This window comes from Paenibacillus nicotianae (assembly GCF_042681745.1).
In the GTDB taxonomy this organism is placed as follows: domain Bacteria; phylum Bacillota; class Bacilli; order Paenibacillales; family Paenibacillaceae; genus Saccharibacillus; species Saccharibacillus nicotianae.
Window position 1 is genome coordinate 1 of record NZ_JBHUGF010000004.1, and the last position, 16,920, is coordinate 16,920.

A 16,920-nucleotide genomic window follows, 5' to 3' on the forward strand; every position below is an offset into this window, starting at 1 on the left:
AAGTTCTCTATTTTGTAAAGGTCGGCTAAGACCTTTAATTTACTCACTCGTTGTTCAGTTTTCAAAGATCAAACATTTCGTTATTTTGCTTTTGTGCACCGACGCGTTATCGCATCAGCAACTCTTATAATATATCATGCTCATTTCATTTCGTCAACACTTTTTTTCAATCTTTTTTTCAAGCGATATTCAATGTTGAAATTGTTTAATCTCTTTCATTGCGTTCATCACTTTAAAACATTAAAAACAGTGCGAGAATTAATTTATCATATATTTATAGATTACGTCAATAGTTTTTTATAATTTAATTATTCGTCTCTTTGTAACGGCCATTTCGTACGTATTTGGATAGTTCTTTTTGCGGTGCAAAGCGTGCATACATTTGAAAAATAGTTTTATATCTTTTATCGATTGATTTACGTATATCTTGATTTAACCGTTGATCACTCAGGTCAAATAACATTTCGTCTAGCTCTTTCCGTAATACATACGCCATCTCTTTACATTCTTTATCGTTTAATAACATTCCAAGCATATAAATATCCTCCCTAAATTGTAACTCTTCACTTTTATATCTATCCGGCTGTTATCTATCGATTCATAAATCTTGTTAGAACTATAATACATAACAGCCTTCTGGATAGTGATGAATTAACCTAATTAGGCATACTTGTAACTGTTTGTATGTGGTTTTTTGTAAATAACTAAGCTTGCATCAACCAAAATGTTATTGTACTCTCGATGATTGCTGCTATAAAAAGGATAATTACAATCCAAAATGAAGCTGTAATGGTAGATCTCATAAATTGTTTCCAGGCTATTTTGAGTTGATATCTTCCTGCTGGATTCCAAGTAGTCAGACTATCTAATACTAACTTGCCCAATTTTAAGCTATAAGCTGCTGCGATAAGAATAGCTGGAATTTCAAATATGCCATGTGGTAATAATCCTTTCACTATTAAAGTGACAACATCCTGTCCTTGCATATCATAAGTCCGTAATAGAAATCCTATAATCATTCCATTCATAACTAAAAAGAATACAGGGACAATACCAATAAAGAATCCTAAATAAATGATAAGGATACTTTTGATTGCATTGTTTAAAAAGATAAACACAAAGTAGTTAAGTTCTACGTGTTGTCCTTGATCAAGTTGTTGCTTAACTATTTGCAATTGTTGTAATTGCTCTTTTAGATAATTACCTAATGGTTCAACTAATAGGATACCGGCTATAATTCCTACTGCGAATAAAACAGTTGAAACCAAAAGCATAGATCGGTTGGATTTGAGGTCACGCCAAAAGGTACGAATCGAAAATAATGAACCCATAAGTTTACTCCTTTGTAATATCATTTGATAAAAAGATAAAAAATAAAGAGAAAGGTATACTGCTCCTTCCTCTCTATCTATTCTTTATATATTCATTGTAATCTAATATAAGATCTAGTTGTGTTTCTCGATAATTTTCAAAGCTAACTCATTATAGAGTTGCCCGATTTCACTATCATCTTTGTATACAGAAGGTGAGAAATCTGGATCTGTTGGTAAGTTATCAGGTGCACCTAATGGAATTTGAGCAAGTAGTTCTGTATGCAAAGTTTCTGCAAGTTGTCCACCGCCACCTCTACCAAATACATAATCTCTTTGTCCATCTCTTGCCTGGTAATAAGACATATTTTCGACAACGCCTAAAATTTCATGATCAGTCTGTAATGCCATAGTACCTGCGCGAGCTGCTACAAATGCTGCTGTTGCATGAGGAGTGGTTACCAGTATTTCTTTACTTTGTGGCAAAATTTGATGAACATCCAGGGCTACATCCCCTGTTCCTGGTGGAAGATCTAACAACATGTAATCCAACTGATCCCAATCTACATCTGCAAAAAACTGACGAAGCATTTTGCCAAGCATCGGTCCGCGCCATATCACTGGGTTGTTTTCTCTTATAAAGAATCCCATCGACATGACTTGAACTCCAAATCGCTCTACCGGTTGAATACGCCCTTCTTCTACCGTAGGGCCTTCTTCTATTCCCATCATATCTGGAATACTGAATCCGTAGATATCAGCATCAATAATTCCTACTCTTTTTCCTTGACGCACTAATGCAGTTGCTAGATTGACAGTAACAGTAGATTTACCTACTCCGCCTTTACCACTCGCTACAGCTATAAAACGCACACCAGAGTTAGCATGAATAATAGGGAGCTGCTCCAGTCCTGCTGCATGACCTTTGTGAGTCTCAGATTCAGGCGGTAATGCTTCTTTTGTGTCTGGAGAGAGTAATTGACGTACTGTAGCCATTTCAAGCTCAGAAGGCGCTCTGAAACGAATATGTAGATCAATAGGCTCTACAATTTTGAGAGCTGAACGAATCGACTGCTCTAAAGCGTCTTTATATTCTTGACCTAACTCAATTCCTACTACTGTGAGTGAAATTCTGGAATCTTTGATCATAATATCGCGAATAAATTGCATTTCTACTAGAGGAAAATCATACTGTGGATCTGTAACAGTACTTAATAATTCCAAAACATAGTCTCTTGATAACATATGAGGTGCACTCCTTATGTGATTAGATTGAATATACCGTTATAAAGATAACCATGAGATCATAACGCAATCCGTTGTATTATACCATTTTATAATATTGATTCGCGAATCGTACGCTGTAAAAATACAAATAAAATATTTCTGCATCTATTCCAACCGTTCTATATACCGATTGAATTATCTATATACTAAAAAACCGTTTTACTCTAGATCATCATAACATGACCCAAGTAAAACGGTTTTGTCGTTCTCACATTTATGAGTTGATATGTTCTGCCATACCTTCGATCAACACTTCTGCTACTTCTGGACGTGTGAATTCTGGTGGAGGACATTGACCGTCTCTTAACAATGCTCTTACTTTTGTTCCTGAAAGAGTTAAATGATTTTCTTTAGGATGCGGGCAGGTTTTGCTAGAAGCCATATTACCGCATTTGGTACAGAAAAAGCTATGTTCAAAAAATAATGGTGTAATCCCTAATTCTTCTGCTGTAAAATGATTAAAAATTTCTTGAGCTTCATATGTTCCATAATAATCGCCTACACCGGCATGATCACGACCAACAATAAAGTGTGTACAACCATAATTTTTGCGAACCATTGCATGGAATATCGCTTCTCTTGGGCCTGCATAACGCATCGCTGCTGGAAATACTCCTAAAAATGCTCGATCTTTTGGATAGTAGTTTTCCAAAAGTACTAAATAACTTCGCATCCGTACATTCGCAGGAACATCATCTGATTTGGTTTCACCTACTAATGGATTTAGAAATAAAGCATCTACAATTTCCATTGCGCTTTTTTGAATATACTCATGAGCACGATGAACAGGATTACGTGTTTGGAATCCTACTACTGTTTTCCACCCTTTATCTGCAAAAATTTGTCTTGTTTGTTCTGGATCAAAATAAAATTCTCCAAACTTTTCAGGTTGAGGACGTTTTAATACTTGAATAGGTCCTCCAACATAAATAGAAGAACGACTAAGCAATTTTTGCACACCTGGATGCTCGGGATCATCAGTTTTAAAGACTTTTACAGCTTCTTGCTGTTGATCTACATTGTATATACTACGTACTTCTAATGTACCGTAGATCACTCCATCTTGTTCTCCTACCAAAGCCACCTGTTCGCCAATTTGCAACGTGGATGTTATAGATTCGTCTAAAGCTAGAGTAATAGGAATACTCCATACAGTGCCATTAGACAATCTCATATTTTCCAAAACAGAGTGGTAATCCTTTTCTTCCATAAATCCTTCTAGTGGAGAAAAAGCACCTACCCCTATAAGATCTAGATCAGATATAGTCCATGTATTGATAGGAATGTGTTTCCATTGCTGAGCTTGAGCTAACAACTGATCGCGATCTTCCTCTTTTATAATACGTTGAATCAATTGACCACCATGTGGCAAAATTGTTGTCATTCTGTAATCGCTCCTGTCTTATCATAAATGTGTATGTTGTATTGTCAATCTGTGCTAAGTATACATGAAGCCGACCAGATGGTTAGGCAAATCACTTGGTCGGCTTATGTTATTTATATTTATCATGAAGTGAATTTGTTTATTTGTGCAATCCACATTCTGTTTTATCTGAATTGGCCCAGCGTCCTGCACGAGGGTCTTCACCAGGCATTACCTGACGTGTACACTGTTCGCACCCTATACTAGGATAATGTTGATCATGAAGAGGGTTATAGATAATATCATTATCACGAATATACTTCCATACATCTTCAGAAGTCCAATCTGCAATCGGATTAAACTTCATTAACCCAAATTTGGAATCGTACTCTATTTTTTTAGCATTGGCACGAGTTGGAGCTTGATCTCGACGAATACCAGTGATCCATGAATCGTATTGAGATAATATCCGGGTTAAAGGTTCTACTTTACGAATATTGCAGCAAGCATTAGGATCGACAGTCCATAAAGCTTCTCCATGAGCAGCAGCTTGTTCTTCCGGTGTTAGCTTAGGATCTACTTTTACAAACTCCAAACCATACCGTTCAATCATACGATCACGAGTTTCGTATGTTTCTTTAAAATGAAAATCGGTATCTAAATAGAAAATATCAGTGGACGGGCTGATATTTTGTAACATATCAACAATAACTACGTCTTCTGCTCCAAAACTACAAGCAAAAGTAAGACTCTCAAAATTATCTACTGCCCAACGAATGACTTGTTCTGCTGTAGCATGTTCTAATTCTTCCGCTTTCACTCTAGCCAATTCTTCTTTTTCCAATAGATTCATATTTAATTCCCCCATCTTTGGAATTCATTTTCCCATTTTGGTTTTAAGTACATTCGACAAGTTACTATTTATTATTCACAATTTAAAACCGACTAAACAACTAAGAATTATGTATATTATAGTACTTAATGGGTAAGGATTCAATAGGATTTTAAAAGTTAATCACAAGTTATTCACAATATTTTATAACTAGAATAACTTTGTTTACATTGTTATCATCGATTTACATTATGCACAGGGTTATACACAAATTATCTTTGGTCAACATGTGGTCAAATGCTCCTCCATTGAAATATAAACACAAAAAAGCCTCCCACCATTTCTGGCAAGAGGCTTTTGCAATCCTTGATATACAAGGAATATTAACGTTTGGAGAACTGAGGTGCGCGACGTGCTGCTTTAAGACCGTATTTTTTACGTTCTTTCATACGAGGGTCACGAGTCAGGAATCCAGCTTTTTTCAAAGATCCACGAAGTTCAGGATCAGCTTTAAGCAATGCACGGGAAATACCGTGACGGATTGCTCCTGCTTGACCAGAAATACCGCCACCGTGAGCCAATACGATTACATCGTAGCTTCCGATTGTTTCTGTCAAGTTAAGTGGTTGTTTTACGATCAGTTTAAGTGTATCTAAACCGAAATATTCATTGATGTCGCGTTTATTGATGACAATGCGTCCTTCACCCGGTACAAGGCGAACACGTGCTACCGAATGTTTACGACGACCTGTCCCATAGTATTGTACTTGTGCCATGAAACTGTCCTCCTTTTAATTAGCCGCGAAGTTCGTAAACTTCCGGTTTTTGTGCTGCATGTGGGTGTTCTACGCCAGCATATGCTTTCAATCTTAACTTCATTTGGTTACCCATACGAGTTTTTGGAAGCATACCATGAACTGCAAATTCGATTACACGTTCAGGTTTGTTTTTAAGCATTTCATCAGCAGTGGTAACTTTAAGACCACCTGGATGCATAGAGTGACGGTAGTATTTTTTGTCTTGCAATTTTTTACCAGTCAAGTGGATTTTGTCAGCATTGATAACGATAACGAAATCTCCACCGTCTACATGAGGGGTAAATTGTGGTTTGTGTTTGCCGCGAATAAGTGCAGCTGCTTCACTAGCCAAACGACCAAGCGTTTTGCCTTCAGCATCGATAATGTGCCAATTGCGTTCTACTTCACTTGGCTTCGCAATGTACGTCGTACGCATGAAAAGTTCCTCCTTAGTGTGCTTTTGAAAATATATCATTGTAATATATTCTCATATATCTTCGTTCTTGAATTAGTGTTGTTAGTACACAGTGTTACATAGTCATTAAGTGATGGATTAAAAATTTTTGGTGGTGTTATTCTTAATGGGGCTGTGGGATAGCCTTAAGAAAACACAAACTTTATTTTACAGCATAAAAACATGTTAAGCAAGAACTATTTGAAGTTTTTCTAGAAAAATTTTCGTAGGCATTTGCTTTGAAATTTTACTATGTATCAAACTCCTTATAGTGAACCCCCCACATCGTTAGCGCTTTGCTAACTGCCGTAGGTCCTGCCATACTGCGATCCTCTGCAGCAATCATATTAGGAATAGCCTCCGGTTCGTGTTTACCTTCTCCCACTTGTACCAGAGTCCCTATAATAATACGTACCATATGCTGTAAAAATCCACTGCCTGTGATATAAAAGTGTAAAATACCTTGGTCTCTTGTGTTGGGACGGGTCATAGAATAATCTACTTCCAAACGTGCCTCATAGATTGTACGGATATGACTTTGCTTTTCGGAATGTTTTGAAGCAAACGTTGTGAAGTCATAAGTGCCAATAAAGTAGGAAAGAGCTTCACACATTGCTCCAATATTCAGTTTGCCTGGATGATGTAATTGCATATGCCTTAGAAAAACATCTGGATATTGATTAGCGTTAATCGTATATCGATACGTTTTTCGTTTAGCTGAGCGCCGTGAGTGGAAGTCCAAATGAACCTCGCGCGCATTTGTAACAATAATATCTTTGGGCAAACGACCATTTAAAGCAAGTGGCCAACGTTCTGCTGGGACAGTGGATTCAGTCAAGAAATGAAATACTTGTCCGATCGCATGTACACCCGCATCGGTACGACCTGAGCCATGAATCTTTGGTTTTTCTCCAATGATCGAAGCAATTGCTTTTTCTAAATGATCCTGAATCGTATTTCCGTCTGGTTGGGTCTGAAATCCGTTATATCTCGTTCCATCGTAATTGACAGTCATACAAAGATTCCTCATATATCCTCACCTTTTATACAAAGCAAGGGAGCCCCTAATGGAGCTCCCTCCCTCATTATCCTCAAACACTGCATGTTCCAAACAGAGAAAAAAAGGGTTTTGTCAGAATCTGTTGACCCTGTCCACCCTTTCCTCATCTGCGTGTTACGCGCGGTCTACCAATTCAAGATAAACCATAGGTGCAGCATCGCCGCGACGAGGTCCTAATTTAAGAATACGAGTGTATCCACCTGGACGCTCTGCATAGCGAGTTGCTAAATCAGAAAACAATTTTTGGATAGCATCTTGTCCACCATCGAGAGACTCGCGACGAACATAAGCAGCTACTTGACGACGAGCATGAAGATCTCCACGTTTAGAAAGGGTGATCAATTTTTCAGCGATAGAACGAACTTCTTTCGCTTTAGCTTCAGTCGTTTGAATACGCTCATACAAGAACAGGTCAGTTACCAGGTCACGAAACAAAGCTTTACGAGCGCTGGAGTTACGACCCAATTTTTGGTATGCCATGTTGTTTTTCCCTCCTTCATTACACTATTAAATGATTAGTCTTCTTGACGAAGTCCTAATCCCAATTCTTCAAGCTTCTCTTGAACTTCCTCAAGCGATTTGCGGCCCAAGTTACGGACTTTCATCATATCGTCTTCGGATTTCGTAGTTAGCTCTTGTACGGTATTAATACCAGCACGTTTCAAGCAGTTGTAAGAACGTACAGAGAGATCAAGCTCTTCAATAGTCATCTCGAGCACTTTCTCTTTTTTATCTTCCTCTTTTTCGACCATGATTTCAGCATCTTTTGCTTCGTCAGTCAGACCAACAAACAACATCAAATGCTCAGTCAAAATTTTAGCGCCCAGACTAACTGCTTCTTCTGGTCGAATGCTGCCATCCGTCCAAATTTCAATAGTTAGCTTGTCATAGTTCGTTACTTGACCTACACGAGTATTTTCCACGCCATAGTTAACGCGGGAAATCGGAGTATAGATAGAATCTACAGGAATGACACCAATTGGTTGATCATCACGTTTATTCTTATCTGCAGCAACATAGCCACGACCACGATTTGCAAAAATACGCATGTGAAGTCTAGAACCTGGAGCTAAAGTGGCGATATGAAGATCCGGATTCAGGATTTCAACATCACTGTCTGCACGGATATCTCCTGCAGTGATCGCCCCTTCTCCTTCCGCATCAATCTCCAACACTTTTTCTTCATCAGAGTGGATCTTAAGCGAAAGGGCCTTGAGGTTCAGAATGATTTCTGTAACGTCTTCCATCACACCTTGAACCGTTGAGAACTCATGCAATACACCATCGATTTGAACAGATGTTACTGCTGCTCCCGGAAGAGAAGATAACAAAATTCTACGAAGTGAGTTGCCAAGTGTTGTGCCATAACCACGTTCGAGCGGTTCAATGATGAATTTACCGTAGTTACCTTCATCATTTACATCTACGGTCTCAATTTTCGGCTTTTCGATTTCTATCACTGCAATATCCCTCCTTCAAAACGTCGCTCCTGTGAAACTGTCGCTGAATACTTACAAATAGACATGCAGTAGTATACCCGGTAAATGTATCTTTACCTTTGCCGGGGATTATACTACAAAATAAAGAGACATGCTTCAATTATACGCGGCGACGTTTTGGTGGACGGCATCCGTTATGCGGGATTGGCGTTACATCTTTGATTAGGTTAACTTCAAGACCAGCTGCTTGCAAAGAACGAATTGCTGCTTCGCGTCCAGCTCCTGGACCTTTAACCATAACCTCAACGGCTTTCATACCGTGTTCCATTGCTGCTTTAGCTGCTGTTTCTGCTGCTAATTGCGCTGCGAATGGAGTAGACTTACGAGAACCTCTGAAACCTAGACCGCCTGAGCTAGCCCAGGAAATCGCGTTACCGTGAGGATCCGTAATTGTAACGATTGTATTATTAAACGTGGAACGGATGTGCGCCACGCCAGATTCAATATTTTTACGGTCACGACGTTTTGTACGTACGACTTTTTTAGCTTTAGCCATTGTGCTTTAACCTCCCTTACTTCTTCTTGTTCGCTACTGTACGACGAGGACCTTTACGTGTACGAGCATTAGTTTTAGTACGTTGTCCACGAACCGGCAATCCACGACGGTGACGAACACCACGGTAACATCCGATTTCGATTAGACGTTTAATGTTTAGAGAGATCTCACGACGAAGATCACCTTCAACTTTAGTACTACCAATTACTTCACGCAATTTTCCTACTTCATCTTCTGTAAGATCGCGGACACGAGTGTTCAGGTCAATACCAGTATCACTCAGAATTTTCTGGGAAGTCGTTTTACCGATTCCGAAAATATATGTCAAGGCGATCTCAACGCGTTTATCACGTGGTAAATCCACGCCAGCTATACGTGCCATTTTACGCTACACCCCCTAGATAATTATCCCTGTTTTTGTTTGTGTTTAGGATTCTCACAAATAACCATTACATTCCCTTTGCGGCGAATGACTTTGCATTTTTCGCAGATGGGTTTTACAGAAGGTCTTACCTTCATGCTAATTACCTCCTCAAGTTTTACGTCCGTAAAACTTACTTGTAATCATTGTATCTGCTGACAAGCAATGATTTCATAAACATCTATTATAACATAGATTAGTGTTAAAGTGTCTATTTGCGGTAAGTTATACGACCTTTTGTCAAATCATAAGGTGACAATTGTACAACTACTTTATCTCCAGTCAGAATACGGATAAAGTGCATCCGTAGCTTTCCAGAAACATGAGCGAGAATCTGATGACCATTCTCTAATTCAACTTTGAACGTTGCATTCGGCAAGGGTTCAAGAACCACGCCTTCTACCTCAATAACATCTTCCTTGGCCACAGTCAGTCTCCTTTCTGTTCAACACTGTTTTCGGCAGATTCCAAGAACTTGGTAACTGCATAACGCAATTTCCCGTTCGTGACCCGACCGCTTTCTTGCAAACTGTTTACTACTTCGCTGCTAATCACCGGCATTAGCTCCAGATGAAGCAGATTCTTCTTCTTCGGCTGGTCAAACTTTCGTTTGTTCCCGTCGGCGATATAAACAAACTTCTCATCCGGTATTGCAATGATAACAGCAGGTTGAGGAGCTCCTTGACCTTTTAACACTTTCACAATTTGACCGACCTGCGGGTTCATTGTTGTTTTCACAAGAATCACCTACGCATTTAGTTTAGTTTTGTGAAAATCTCCATACCGTCCGGTGTAACCGCAACTGTATGTTCAAAATGGGCACATAATGAGCCATCAACAGTAACTACTGTCCATTTGTCTTCAAGCGTTTTGACATGTTGCGTGCCGGCATTTACCATCGGCTCGATTGCCAGAACCATTCCCGGCTTCAGCCTCGGTCCGCGATCCTTAACTCCATAATTAGGAATTTGAGGTGCTTCGTGCAGCTTCGTTCCGATACCATGTCCTACGTATTCACGTACAACAGACATACCGGCATCTTCAATAAAACGCTGTATCGCATGCGATATTGTAAACAAGCGTACATCTGGCTTGACCAGTTCAAGTCCTGCATACAAAGAACCTTCAGTTACTTCCAAAAGTTTTTTTGCATCATCAGAGATCTGACCTACCGGATATGTCCATGCAGAATCTCCATGATAACCACGGTACTCAGCTCCAATATCAAGTGTAACGATGTCGCCTTCTTGCAATTTGCGTTTATTCGGGAATCCATGAACTAATTGCTCATTAACCGAAGCACAAATGCTGGCAGGAAAACCATTGTATCCTTTGAATGACGGTAAGGCATTTTGACTGCGAATATAACGGTCTGCAATCTGATCAAGGTGTTCGGTCGTAATACCTGGCTCGATCGCTTGCTTGATTAGACGATGCGTCTCAGCTACAATTCGCCCTGCTTCCCGCATAAAGCCTAGTTCTGTTTCGGATTTGCAAATGATCATTCTGCCTAACCTCTTAGCAATGAAACAATATCCTTAGATACTGCATCAATACTTTGATCGCCATCAATCTCTCTCAACAACTTTTGATCACCGTAGTAAGTAATAAGAGGCGCTTCTGTTTTCGTATGATACTCATTCAGACGCGTTCCTACACTTTCTTCGTTATCATCAGCACGTTGATAAAGTTCACCACCATCAATGTCACATACGCCTTCTTGCTTCGGCGGATTGAATTGAATATGGTAAGTAGCTCCACAAGTCTTGCAAATACGTCGTCCGGTAATCCGAACAAGCAATTTGTTGAGATCTACTTTTAAATTGATCACGTGGTCCAGCTTACGCTCCATTGCTGCCAGCATTTTATCCAGTGCTTCAGCTTGAGCTAAAGTTCTTGGAAAACCGTCAAGCAAGAAACCTTTTTTACAATCGGGCTGAGCAAGACGCTCTTCCACGATTCCGTTCGTTACGTCATCCGGTACAAGTAAACCTTGATCTATGAATTCTTTGGCTTTTACTCCAATTGGAGTTTCCTGTTTGATCGCTAGACGAAATGCATCGCCTGTAGAAATATGAGGAATACCTAGCTCTTTCACAATCACAGCTGCTTGTGTTCCTTTTCCTGCTCCCGGAGGCCCCATGAATATGATGTTCACGTAATGTCACTCCCCCTAAGACTAATGCTGCAAGAACAGCACGAAAGGCGCCGGTTGTGAACAAGCATGACTTATTCCAGCCGGAACCTGCCGTCTATTTATTGATAAAACCTTTGTAATGGCGTTTAATGAGCTGGCTTTCGATCGTTTTCATCGTGTCAAGGGCAACCCCAATAACGATAAGAAGCGATGTACCACCGATTTGCACAGATTGTGGCAAACCTGAAATAGCTCCTAAGAATACTGGCAATACCGAGATAACCGCAAGGAATAATGATCCTGTCATGGTCAAACGAGTCATAACACGAGTCAAATACGTAGCCGTTGGCTTACCTGGACGAACACCCGGGATATATCCACCATTCTTTTTCATATTATCGGCCATTTGCGTAGGATTCATTTGCACAAATGTATAGAAGAAAGTAAAACCTATGATCATTATAACATACAGCACCATACCAAGCGGTTTGTCATACCACAAATTCTGAGTAATCCATTTCGCCCAGAGATGAGTAGACCAGAAGCTTGCTATAATAATCGGAAATTGTAGCAATGAAACGGCAAAGATAACAGGTATAACACCCGCTGAGTTAACTTTCAACGGAATATGTGTATTCTGTCCACCATACATTTTGTTACCTACAACGCGTTTTGCATATTGTACTGGAATTTTACGAATACCCTGTTGGATAAAGATAACTCCGACAACGATGAAAATCACGACAATAACAACAATGGCTAACTTCGCAACATTAAAGAACGTCTGACCTTGTTGCAGGAAATCCGATTGAACCATATCACGGATATGCTGTGGAATAGCTGCAACAATACCAGCGAAGATGATGATCGAAATACCGTTACCGATTCCTTTTTCAGTGATTTGTTCCCCGAGCCACATCAAGAATGATGTACCCGCCGTTAATACGATCGCAATAATGATGTAATCTACCGCAGTAGCATTAGGAATCATTTCTGCATTGTATAAACGGTTGAAACCAATCGATGTACCAAAGGCTTGGATCAGACCCAGAATAACAGTACCATACCGGGTAATCTGTGCCAGTTTCTTTTTACCGTGTTCCCCTTGTTTGGCCCATTCCGCAAATTTCGGAATGACATCCATTGATAATAACTGAACTATAATGGATGCAGTGATATACGGCATGATCCCAAGGGCAAAAATGGAGAAATGCCCCAAAGCTCCCCCTGAGAAAGTATTTAGAAGACCGAATAGTTCTTTACCTTGAGCGTTAGCAGACTGGAAAACACTTTTGTCTACACCCGGAACCGGTACAAACGCACCGATACGGTAGACAATGAGCACCAGCAAGGTAAAGATAATCCGATTTCTAAGATCCTCAACCCGCCATATATTCTTTAGGGTCTTGAACATTAGATCACCTCGGTTTTACCGCCGGCAGCCTCGATTTTCTCTACCGCAGATTGAGAGAACTTATTCGCTTTTACAGTCAATTTCACAGTGATGTCGCCATTACCAAGAATTTTAATTCCACTTCTTGCATTTTTAACGATTCCCTGTTCCATCAAGAACGTAGGAGTTACTTCTGTATCAGCAGCAAAGCTGTTTAAATCTTCGATGTTTACGAGTGCATATTCTTTACGAGTAGGGTTAACAAATCCACGTTTAGGCAAACGACGATACAATGGATTTTGTCCGCCTTCAAATCCTGGACGAACTCCTCCGCCTGAACGAGAGTTTTGTCCTTTGTGACCACGACCCGATGTTTTACCAGTACCACTACTTGGACCGCGACCTACACGTTTGCGTTCCTTGCGTGAACCTGGGCTTGGTGAAAGCTCATGCAATTTCATCGTTCGTTGCACCTCCTTATTGATAGTAGGTTAATTTTTTGAAAATTAACCTTCGATTTCTTTTACAGATACTAAATGTTGCACTTGTTTGATCATACCGCGCATAGCAGCATTATCGTTTTGAACTACTGAGTGGTTCAGTTTACGTAGTCCTAGTGTTTTAACAGTAGTACGTTGTTTCTCTGAACGACCGATCACGCTACGGACGAGGGTAATTTCCAATTTAGCCATGAGGTTCCCTCCTTAACCGAGCAACTCTTCGATAGATTTTCCACGCAGTTTAGCCACGTCTTCAGCACGTTTCAAACGAGACAAGCCTTCCAACGTTGCGTTAACCATGTTCATGGAATTCGAAGAACCCAGAGATTTAGTCAAGATATTGCCTACACCAGCAAGTTCTAGTACAGCACGAACCGGTCCACCAGCAATAACTCCAGTACCTTCGGATGCTGGTTTCAACAATACACGTCCTGCTCCGAATTTACCTGTAACAAGGTGAGGAATTGTTGTTCCAACGATCGGAACATGAATCAAGTTTTTCTTAGCATCTTCGATGCCTTTACGGATAGCGTCAGGTACTTCACCGGCTTTACCGATACCAGCGCCTACCCAACCATTACCATCGCCCACTACTACAAGTGCGCTAAAGCTGAAACGACGTCCACCCTTAACTACTTTAGCTACACGATTAATGTTTACAACTCTTTCAGTTAGCTCTAAAGTGTTTGGATCAATACGCAAGTCGTTAACCTCCTTTTTACAATGTTTTAGAATTGAAGACCAGCTTCACGAGCTGCATCTGCCAAGGCTTGAATCCGTCCGTGATACAAGTAGCCTCCGCGATCAAATACAACAGCTGTGTGCCCTTTTTCAGATGCACGTTTTGCAACCAGTTCGCCAACTTTAGTAGCAGCTTCTACGCTACCGCCGTTTTTAATATCTGCAAGTTCTTTATCAAGAGTCGAAGCGGAAACCAAAGTTACACCCGCTACGTCATCGATCAATTGAGCGTAGATATGTTTAGCAGAACGGAATACGTTCAAACGTGGACGTTGAGAAGTACCAGTGATGTTCTTACGAACACGTAGGTGTCTTTTCAGACGTGCTTTATTTTTATCTGCTTTTGTAATCATGACTGTACATTTCACTCCTTTCACGTTGCCTTCACAGGCTCACTTCAACACGCATAAGGTAAAGGAACGTATTCCTTTATCTTATTTTTTCTTACCAGCTTTACCTTCTTTACGAAGAATACGCTCGCCTTCATACTTGATACCTTTACCTTTATATGGTTCTGGTTCACGTACAGAACGGATTTTAGCAGCGTAAGCTCCTACGCGCTCTTTATCGATTCCATTAACGATGATTTTCGTATTTGTAGGCACATCGAACTCGATGCCTGGTTCAGGAGAAATTTCTACTGGATGAGAGTAACCCACGTTTAGAACAATTTTGTCGCCAGATTTGCTTGCGCGGTATCCGACACCAACTAGCTCTAGGGATTTGGAGAAACCTGTAGTAACTCCACTCACCATGTTACTTACTACACTACGAGTAGTGCCGTGCAGGGAACGATGAGTCTTATTATCAGAAGGACGTTCGATTGTGATCACGTTCTCTTCGATATTTACTTTCATATCTTTATGAAGCTCACGGGAAAGCGTACCTTTCGGTCCTTTAACCGTAATTTGAGTATTGTCCAAGTTAATTTCAACACCACTTGGTACTTCGATTGGTTTGCGGCCAATACGAGACATAGAGTTGCACCTCCTTATTATATGACGTTAATTACCAAACGTAGCAAACGACTTCGCCGCCGCTTTTCGATTGACGAGCTTCTTTATCAGTTACTACCCCTTTAGAAGTAGAGATGATAGCGATTCCCAGTCCACCTAGTACGCGAGGGATTTCATTGCTTTTCGTGTAAACACGAAGTCCTGGTTTACTGATACGTTTCAAACCAGTAATTACACGTTCGTTATTTTGACCGTATTTCAAGAAAATACGGATAATTCCTTGTTTGTTATCCTCAACAACTTCAGCATCACGAATGAAACCTTCGCGTTTTAGGATATCAGCGATTTGCTTCTTCATCGTAGAAGCAGGAACTTCAACTGTTTCGTGACGCACAACGTTGGCGTTACGAATACGAGTAAGCATATCAGCAATTGGATCTGACATAGTCATGTGTGTAAACCTCCTTCCCCTTAATCAAATGTTTACCAGCTTGCTTTTTTCACACCAGGGATCTGGCCTTTATGAGCCAATTCACGGAAGCAAATTCTGCAAATTTTGAACTTTTGCAATACCGAGTGTGGACGACCACAACGTTCGCAACGTGTGTATGCACGTACTTTGAACTTCGGTGTGCGTTGTTGTTTAACTTTCATTGAAGTTTTAGCCACTTAGCCTGACACCTCCTAATATTTTCGGAGAACTAGGGTTTATATACGAACCCTGTACATTTCAATAATTATTTTACGAAAGGCATTCCCAATTGGGTAAGCAATTCGCGAGACTCTTCGTCAGTTTTAGCAGTCGTTACGATAACGATGTCCATACCACGAACTTTGTCTACTTTATCATACTCGATTTCCGGGAAGATCAATTGCTCTTTCAAACCCAGTGTGTAGTTACCGCGTCCGTCAAATGCTTTAGAAGAAACACCGCGGAAGTCACGTACACGTGGAAGTGTGATGTTGAACAATTTATCCAAGAAATAGTACATACGATCGCCACGAAGTGTTACTTTAACACCGATAGGCATGTTTTCACGAAGCTTAAATCCAGCGATAGATTTTTTAGCACGTGTGATAACTGGTTTTTGACCAGAAATCAATTGAAGATCGTTAACAGCAGAATCCAATACTTTGGAGTTCGATACTGCTTCACCTACACCCATGTTGATAACAACTTTTTCAACTTTCGGTACTTGCATTACCGTTGTATAGTTGAATTTTTGCACCAAAGCCGGGGAGATCTCATTCAAGTAAAGCTCTTTCATTCTTGTTGCCATTTTGGAAGGTCCTCCTTTCCGTAACAATTAGTATTAGTCGATTGTTTCACCGGAGCGTTTAGCTACGCGAACTTTTTTGCCGTTATCCAATGTTTTGTAACCGATACGGGTTACTTTTTTTCCGTCCTTAGGATCAACGTGCATTACGTTCGAAACGTGGATCGGCGCTTCTTGCTCAACACGTCCTCCTTGCGGATTCAGTTGAGTTGGTTTTTGGTGTTTGGTGATCATATTCACGCCTTCAACCAACACGCGGTTTTCACGAGGATACGCTGCGATAACGCGACCTTTTTTACCTTTGTCTTTACCGCTGATTACAAGAACCGTATCATCTTTTTTCACGTGTAGTTTGTGGTTGTGAGATTCCAACACTTTTTTCACTTTCGCCATTTGT

General features: G+C 40.3%; 27 protein-coding genes. All 27 read right to left on the reverse strand.

All coding sequences use genetic code 11. The features are described from left to right. Positions 1 to 304 precede the first annotated feature (304 nt). The 27 genes from ACFSGI_RS01995 to rplX all read right to left on the reverse strand — a co-directional run bounded on the left by ACFSGI_RS01995 (position 305) and on the right by rplX (position 16,916). The gene (locus ACFSGI_RS01995; RefSeq protein ID WP_069328383.1) at positions 305 to 535 is read right to left on the reverse strand and encodes a hypothetical protein; all 231 of its coding nucleotides are present in this window, start codon (positions 533 to 535) and stop codon (positions 305 to 307) included. Between the two features lie 169 nt (positions 536 to 704). Further along, a complete protein-coding gene (locus ACFSGI_RS02000; protein WP_204827279.1) occupies positions 705 to 1,331 on the reverse strand; it encodes a stage II sporulation protein M in 627 nt (208 codons plus the stop codon). Between the two features lie 114 nt (positions 1,332 to 1,445). Continuing rightward, positions 1,446 to 2,555 (reverse strand): Mrp/NBP35 family ATP-binding protein, encoded by a 1,110-nt coding sequence (locus tag ACFSGI_RS02005; protein ID WP_204827278.1) that lies wholly within the window; start codon positions 2,553 to 2,555, stop codon positions 1,446 to 1,448. Positions 2,556 to 2,811: 256 nt separating this feature from the next. Further along, positions 2,812 to 3,981: a sulfate adenylyltransferase gene (sat, locus tag ACFSGI_RS02010; protein WP_204827277.1), complete on the reverse strand. Its 1,170-nt coding sequence runs from the start codon at positions 3,979 to 3,981 to the stop codon at positions 2,812 to 2,814. A gap of 139 nt (positions 3,982 to 4,120) precedes the next feature. Beyond that, positions 4,121 to 4,813 carry a phosphoadenylyl-sulfate reductase gene (locus ACFSGI_RS02015; protein ID WP_204827276.1) on the reverse strand — a complete coding sequence of 231 codons (693 nt, stop codon included), beginning with the start codon at positions 4,811 to 4,813 and terminating at the stop codon, positions 4,121 to 4,123. A 362-nt stretch (positions 4,814 to 5,175) separates the two neighbouring features. Continuing rightward, positions 5,176 to 5,568, reverse strand: a complete 393-nt coding sequence (gene rpsI, locus ACFSGI_RS02020; protein ID WP_069328378.1) for a 30S ribosomal protein S9 — start codon at positions 5,566 to 5,568, stop codon at positions 5,176 to 5,178. A gap of 19 nt (positions 5,569 to 5,587) precedes the next feature. Beyond that, positions 5,588 to 6,025 carry a 50S ribosomal protein L13 gene (gene rplM, locus ACFSGI_RS02025; RefSeq protein ID WP_069328377.1) on the reverse strand — a complete coding sequence of 146 codons (438 nt, stop codon included), beginning with the start codon at positions 6,023 to 6,025 and terminating at the stop codon, positions 5,588 to 5,590. 268 nt (positions 6,026 to 6,293) lie between these two features. Next, the gene (gene truA / locus ACFSGI_RS02030; RefSeq protein WP_204827275.1) at positions 6,294 to 7,073 is read right to left on the reverse strand and encodes a tRNA pseudouridine(38-40) synthase TruA; all 780 of its coding nucleotides are present in this window, start codon (positions 7,071 to 7,073) and stop codon (positions 6,294 to 6,296) included. A gap of 144 nt (positions 7,074 to 7,217) precedes the next feature. Further along, complete coding sequence (gene rplQ, locus ACFSGI_RS02035) at positions 7,218 to 7,583, reverse strand: 50S ribosomal protein L17 (RefSeq protein WP_069328375.1); 366 nt, start codon at positions 7,581 to 7,583, stop codon at positions 7,218 to 7,220. A 35-nt stretch (positions 7,584 to 7,618) separates the two neighbouring features. Next, positions 7,619 to 8,563, reverse strand: coding sequence for a DNA-directed RNA polymerase subunit alpha (locus ACFSGI_RS02040; protein WP_069328374.1), 945 nt, complete (start codon positions 8,561 to 8,563; stop codon positions 7,619 to 7,621). 139 nt (positions 8,564 to 8,702) lie between these two features. Beyond that, the gene (rpsK, locus tag ACFSGI_RS02045; RefSeq protein WP_017815387.1) at positions 8,703 to 9,098 is read right to left on the reverse strand and encodes a 30S ribosomal protein S11; all 396 of its coding nucleotides are present in this window, start codon (positions 9,096 to 9,098) and stop codon (positions 8,703 to 8,705) included. 16 nt (positions 9,099 to 9,114) lie between these two features. Continuing rightward, on the reverse strand, positions 9,115 to 9,480 hold the full coding sequence (rpsM, locus tag ACFSGI_RS02050; protein WP_069328373.1) for a 30S ribosomal protein S13: 366 nt from the start codon (positions 9,478 to 9,480) through the stop codon (positions 9,115 to 9,117). A gap of 23 nt (positions 9,481 to 9,503) precedes the next feature. Continuing rightward, positions 9,504 to 9,617: a 50S ribosomal protein L36 gene (gene rpmJ / locus ACFSGI_RS02055; protein ID WP_003333770.1), complete on the reverse strand. Its 114-nt coding sequence runs from the start codon at positions 9,615 to 9,617 to the stop codon at positions 9,504 to 9,506. A 113-nt stretch (positions 9,618 to 9,730) separates the two neighbouring features. Next, positions 9,731 to 9,946, reverse strand: a complete 216-nt coding sequence (gene infA, locus ACFSGI_RS02060) for a translation initiation factor IF-1 (RefSeq protein ID WP_017815385.1) — start codon at positions 9,944 to 9,946, stop codon at positions 9,731 to 9,733. A 2-nt stretch (positions 9,947 to 9,948) separates the two neighbouring features. Continuing rightward, on the reverse strand, positions 9,949 to 10,245 hold the full coding sequence (locus tag ACFSGI_RS02065; protein ID WP_204827282.1) for a KOW domain-containing RNA-binding protein: 297 nt from the start codon (positions 10,243 to 10,245) through the stop codon (positions 9,949 to 9,951). 29 nt (positions 10,246 to 10,274) lie between these two features. After that, positions 10,275 to 11,024, reverse strand: coding sequence for a type I methionyl aminopeptidase (map, locus tag ACFSGI_RS02070; RefSeq protein WP_204827274.1), 750 nt, complete (start codon positions 11,022 to 11,024; stop codon positions 10,275 to 10,277). 5 nt (positions 11,025 to 11,029) lie between these two features. Further along, positions 11,030 to 11,677: an adenylate kinase gene (locus tag ACFSGI_RS02075; protein WP_204827273.1), complete on the reverse strand. Its 648-nt coding sequence runs from the start codon at positions 11,675 to 11,677 to the stop codon at positions 11,030 to 11,032. A 94-nt stretch (positions 11,678 to 11,771) separates the two neighbouring features. Continuing rightward, on the reverse strand, positions 11,772 to 13,070 hold the full coding sequence (secY, locus tag ACFSGI_RS02080) for a preprotein translocase subunit SecY (protein WP_204827272.1): 1,299 nt from the start codon (positions 13,068 to 13,070) through the stop codon (positions 11,772 to 11,774). Next, on the reverse strand, positions 13,070 to 13,510 hold the full coding sequence (rplO, locus tag ACFSGI_RS02085; protein WP_069328369.1) for a 50S ribosomal protein L15: 441 nt from the start codon (positions 13,508 to 13,510) through the stop codon (positions 13,070 to 13,072). Before rplO ends, secY begins: the two co-directional genes overlap by 1 nt. 45 nt (positions 13,511 to 13,555) lie before the next feature. Then, positions 13,556 to 13,741: a 50S ribosomal protein L30 gene (gene rpmD, locus ACFSGI_RS02090; protein WP_204827271.1), complete on the reverse strand. Its 186-nt coding sequence runs from the start codon at positions 13,739 to 13,741 to the stop codon at positions 13,556 to 13,558. 12 nt (positions 13,742 to 13,753) lie between these two features. Continuing rightward, entirely contained in the window at positions 13,754 to 14,251 is a 498-nt protein-coding gene (rpsE, locus tag ACFSGI_RS02095; protein WP_069328367.1) for a 30S ribosomal protein S5, read from the reverse strand. A 26-nt stretch (positions 14,252 to 14,277) separates the two neighbouring features. Continuing rightward, on the reverse strand, positions 14,278 to 14,643 hold the full coding sequence (gene rplR / locus ACFSGI_RS02100; RefSeq protein WP_204827270.1) for a 50S ribosomal protein L18: 366 nt from the start codon (positions 14,641 to 14,643) through the stop codon (positions 14,278 to 14,280). Between the two features lie 81 nt (positions 14,644 to 14,724). Beyond that, entirely contained in the window at positions 14,725 to 15,267 is a 543-nt protein-coding gene (rplF, locus tag ACFSGI_RS02105) for a 50S ribosomal protein L6 (RefSeq protein ID WP_204827269.1), read from the reverse strand. 31 nt (positions 15,268 to 15,298) lie between these two features. After that, complete coding sequence (gene rpsH, locus ACFSGI_RS02110) at positions 15,299 to 15,697, reverse strand: 30S ribosomal protein S8 (protein WP_069328364.1); 399 nt, start codon at positions 15,695 to 15,697, stop codon at positions 15,299 to 15,301. 32 nt (positions 15,698 to 15,729) lie between these two features. Beyond that, positions 15,730 to 15,915, reverse strand: coding sequence for a type Z 30S ribosomal protein S14 (locus ACFSGI_RS02115; protein ID WP_037291562.1), 186 nt, complete (start codon positions 15,913 to 15,915; stop codon positions 15,730 to 15,732). A 68-nt stretch (positions 15,916 to 15,983) separates the two neighbouring features. Further along, the gene (rplE, locus tag ACFSGI_RS02120) at positions 15,984 to 16,526 is read right to left on the reverse strand and encodes a 50S ribosomal protein L5 (protein WP_204827268.1); all 543 of its coding nucleotides are present in this window, start codon (positions 16,524 to 16,526) and stop codon (positions 15,984 to 15,986) included. A gap of 33 nt (positions 16,527 to 16,559) precedes the next feature. Next, complete coding sequence (gene rplX, locus ACFSGI_RS02125; RefSeq protein WP_069328362.1) at positions 16,560 to 16,916, reverse strand: 50S ribosomal protein L24; 357 nt, start codon at positions 16,914 to 16,916, stop codon at positions 16,560 to 16,562. Positions 16,917 to 16,920: the final 4 nt, after the last annotated feature.

What these genes read in the sequence shown, in the direction of transcription:
- rplM (WP_069328377.1), bottom strand. Translation starts at nt 6,025, where the DNA reads ATGCGTACGACGTACATTGCGAAGCCAAGTGAAGTAGAACGCAATTGG.
- rplR (WP_204827270.1), bottom strand. Translation starts at nt 14,643, where the DNA reads ATGATTACAAAAGCAGATAAAAATAAAGCACGTCTGAAAAGACACCTA.
- ACFSGI_RS02065 (WP_204827282.1), bottom strand. Translation starts at nt 10,245, where the DNA reads ATGAACCCGCAGGTCGGTCAAATTGTGAAAGTGTTAAAAGGTCAAGGA.
- rpsH (WP_069328364.1), bottom strand. Translation starts at nt 15,697, where the DNA reads ATGACTATGTCAGATCCAATTGCTGATATGCTTACTCGTATTCGTAAC.
- rplF (WP_204827269.1), bottom strand. Translation starts at nt 15,267, where the DNA reads ATGTCTCGTATTGGCCGCAAACCAATCGAAGTACCAAGTGGTGTTGAA.
- map (WP_204827274.1), bottom strand. Translation starts at nt 11,024, where the DNA reads ATGATCATTTGCAAATCCGAAACAGAACTAGGCTTTATGCGGGAAGCA.
- rplE (WP_204827268.1), bottom strand. Translation starts at nt 16,526, where the DNA reads ATGGCAACAAGAATGAAAGAGCTTTACTTGAATGAGATCTCCCCGGCT.
- rpmD (WP_204827271.1), bottom strand. Translation starts at nt 13,741, where the DNA reads ATGGCTAAATTGGAAATTACCCTCGTCCGTAGCGTGATCGGTCGTTCA.
- secY (WP_204827272.1), bottom strand. Translation starts at nt 13,070, where the DNA reads ATGTTCAAGACCCTAAAGAATATATGGCGGGTTGAGGATCTTAGAAAT.
- rpsM (WP_069328373.1), bottom strand. Translation starts at nt 9,480, where the DNA reads ATGGCACGTATAGCTGGCGTGGATTTACCACGTGATAAACGCGTTGAG.
- rplO (WP_069328369.1), bottom strand. Translation starts at nt 13,510, where the DNA reads ATGAAATTGCATGAGCTTTCACCAAGCCCAGGTTCACGCAAGGAACGC.
- rpsI (WP_069328378.1), bottom strand. Translation starts at nt 5,568, where the DNA reads ATGGCACAAGTACAATACTATGGGACAGGTCGTCGTAAACATTCGGTA.
- ACFSGI_RS02000 (WP_204827279.1), bottom strand. Translation starts at nt 1,331, where the DNA reads ATGGGTTCATTATTTTCGATTCGTACCTTTTGGCGTGACCTCAAATCC.
- rpsK (WP_017815387.1), bottom strand. Translation starts at nt 9,098, where the DNA reads ATGGCTAAAGCTAAAAAAGTCGTACGTACAAAACGTCGTGACCGTAAA.
- ACFSGI_RS01995 (WP_069328383.1), bottom strand. Translation starts at nt 535, where the DNA reads ATGCTTGGAATGTTATTAAACGATAAAGAATGTAAAGAGATGGCGTAT.
- truA (WP_204827275.1), bottom strand. Translation starts at nt 7,073, where the DNA reads ATGAGGAATCTTTGTATGACTGTCAATTACGATGGAACGAGATATAAC.
- ACFSGI_RS02015 (WP_204827276.1), bottom strand. Translation starts at nt 4,813, where the DNA reads ATGAATCTATTGGAAAAAGAAGAATTGGCTAGAGTGAAAGCGGAAGAA.
- rplQ (WP_069328375.1), bottom strand. Translation starts at nt 7,583, where the DNA reads ATGGCATACCAAAAATTGGGTCGTAACTCCAGCGCTCGTAAAGCTTTG.
- rplX (WP_069328362.1), bottom strand. Translation starts at nt 16,916, where the DNA reads ATGGCGAAAGTGAAAAAAGTGTTGGAATCTCACAACCACAAACTACAC.
- sat (WP_204827277.1), bottom strand. Translation starts at nt 3,981, where the DNA reads ATGACAACAATTTTGCCACATGGTGGTCAATTGATTCAACGTATTATA.
- ACFSGI_RS02005 (WP_204827278.1), bottom strand. Translation starts at nt 2,555, where the DNA reads ATGTTATCAAGAGACTATGTTTTGGAATTATTAAGTACTGTTACAGAT.
- rpmJ (WP_003333770.1), bottom strand. Translation starts at nt 9,617, where the DNA reads ATGAAGGTAAGACCTTCTGTAAAACCCATCTGCGAAAAATGCAAAGTC.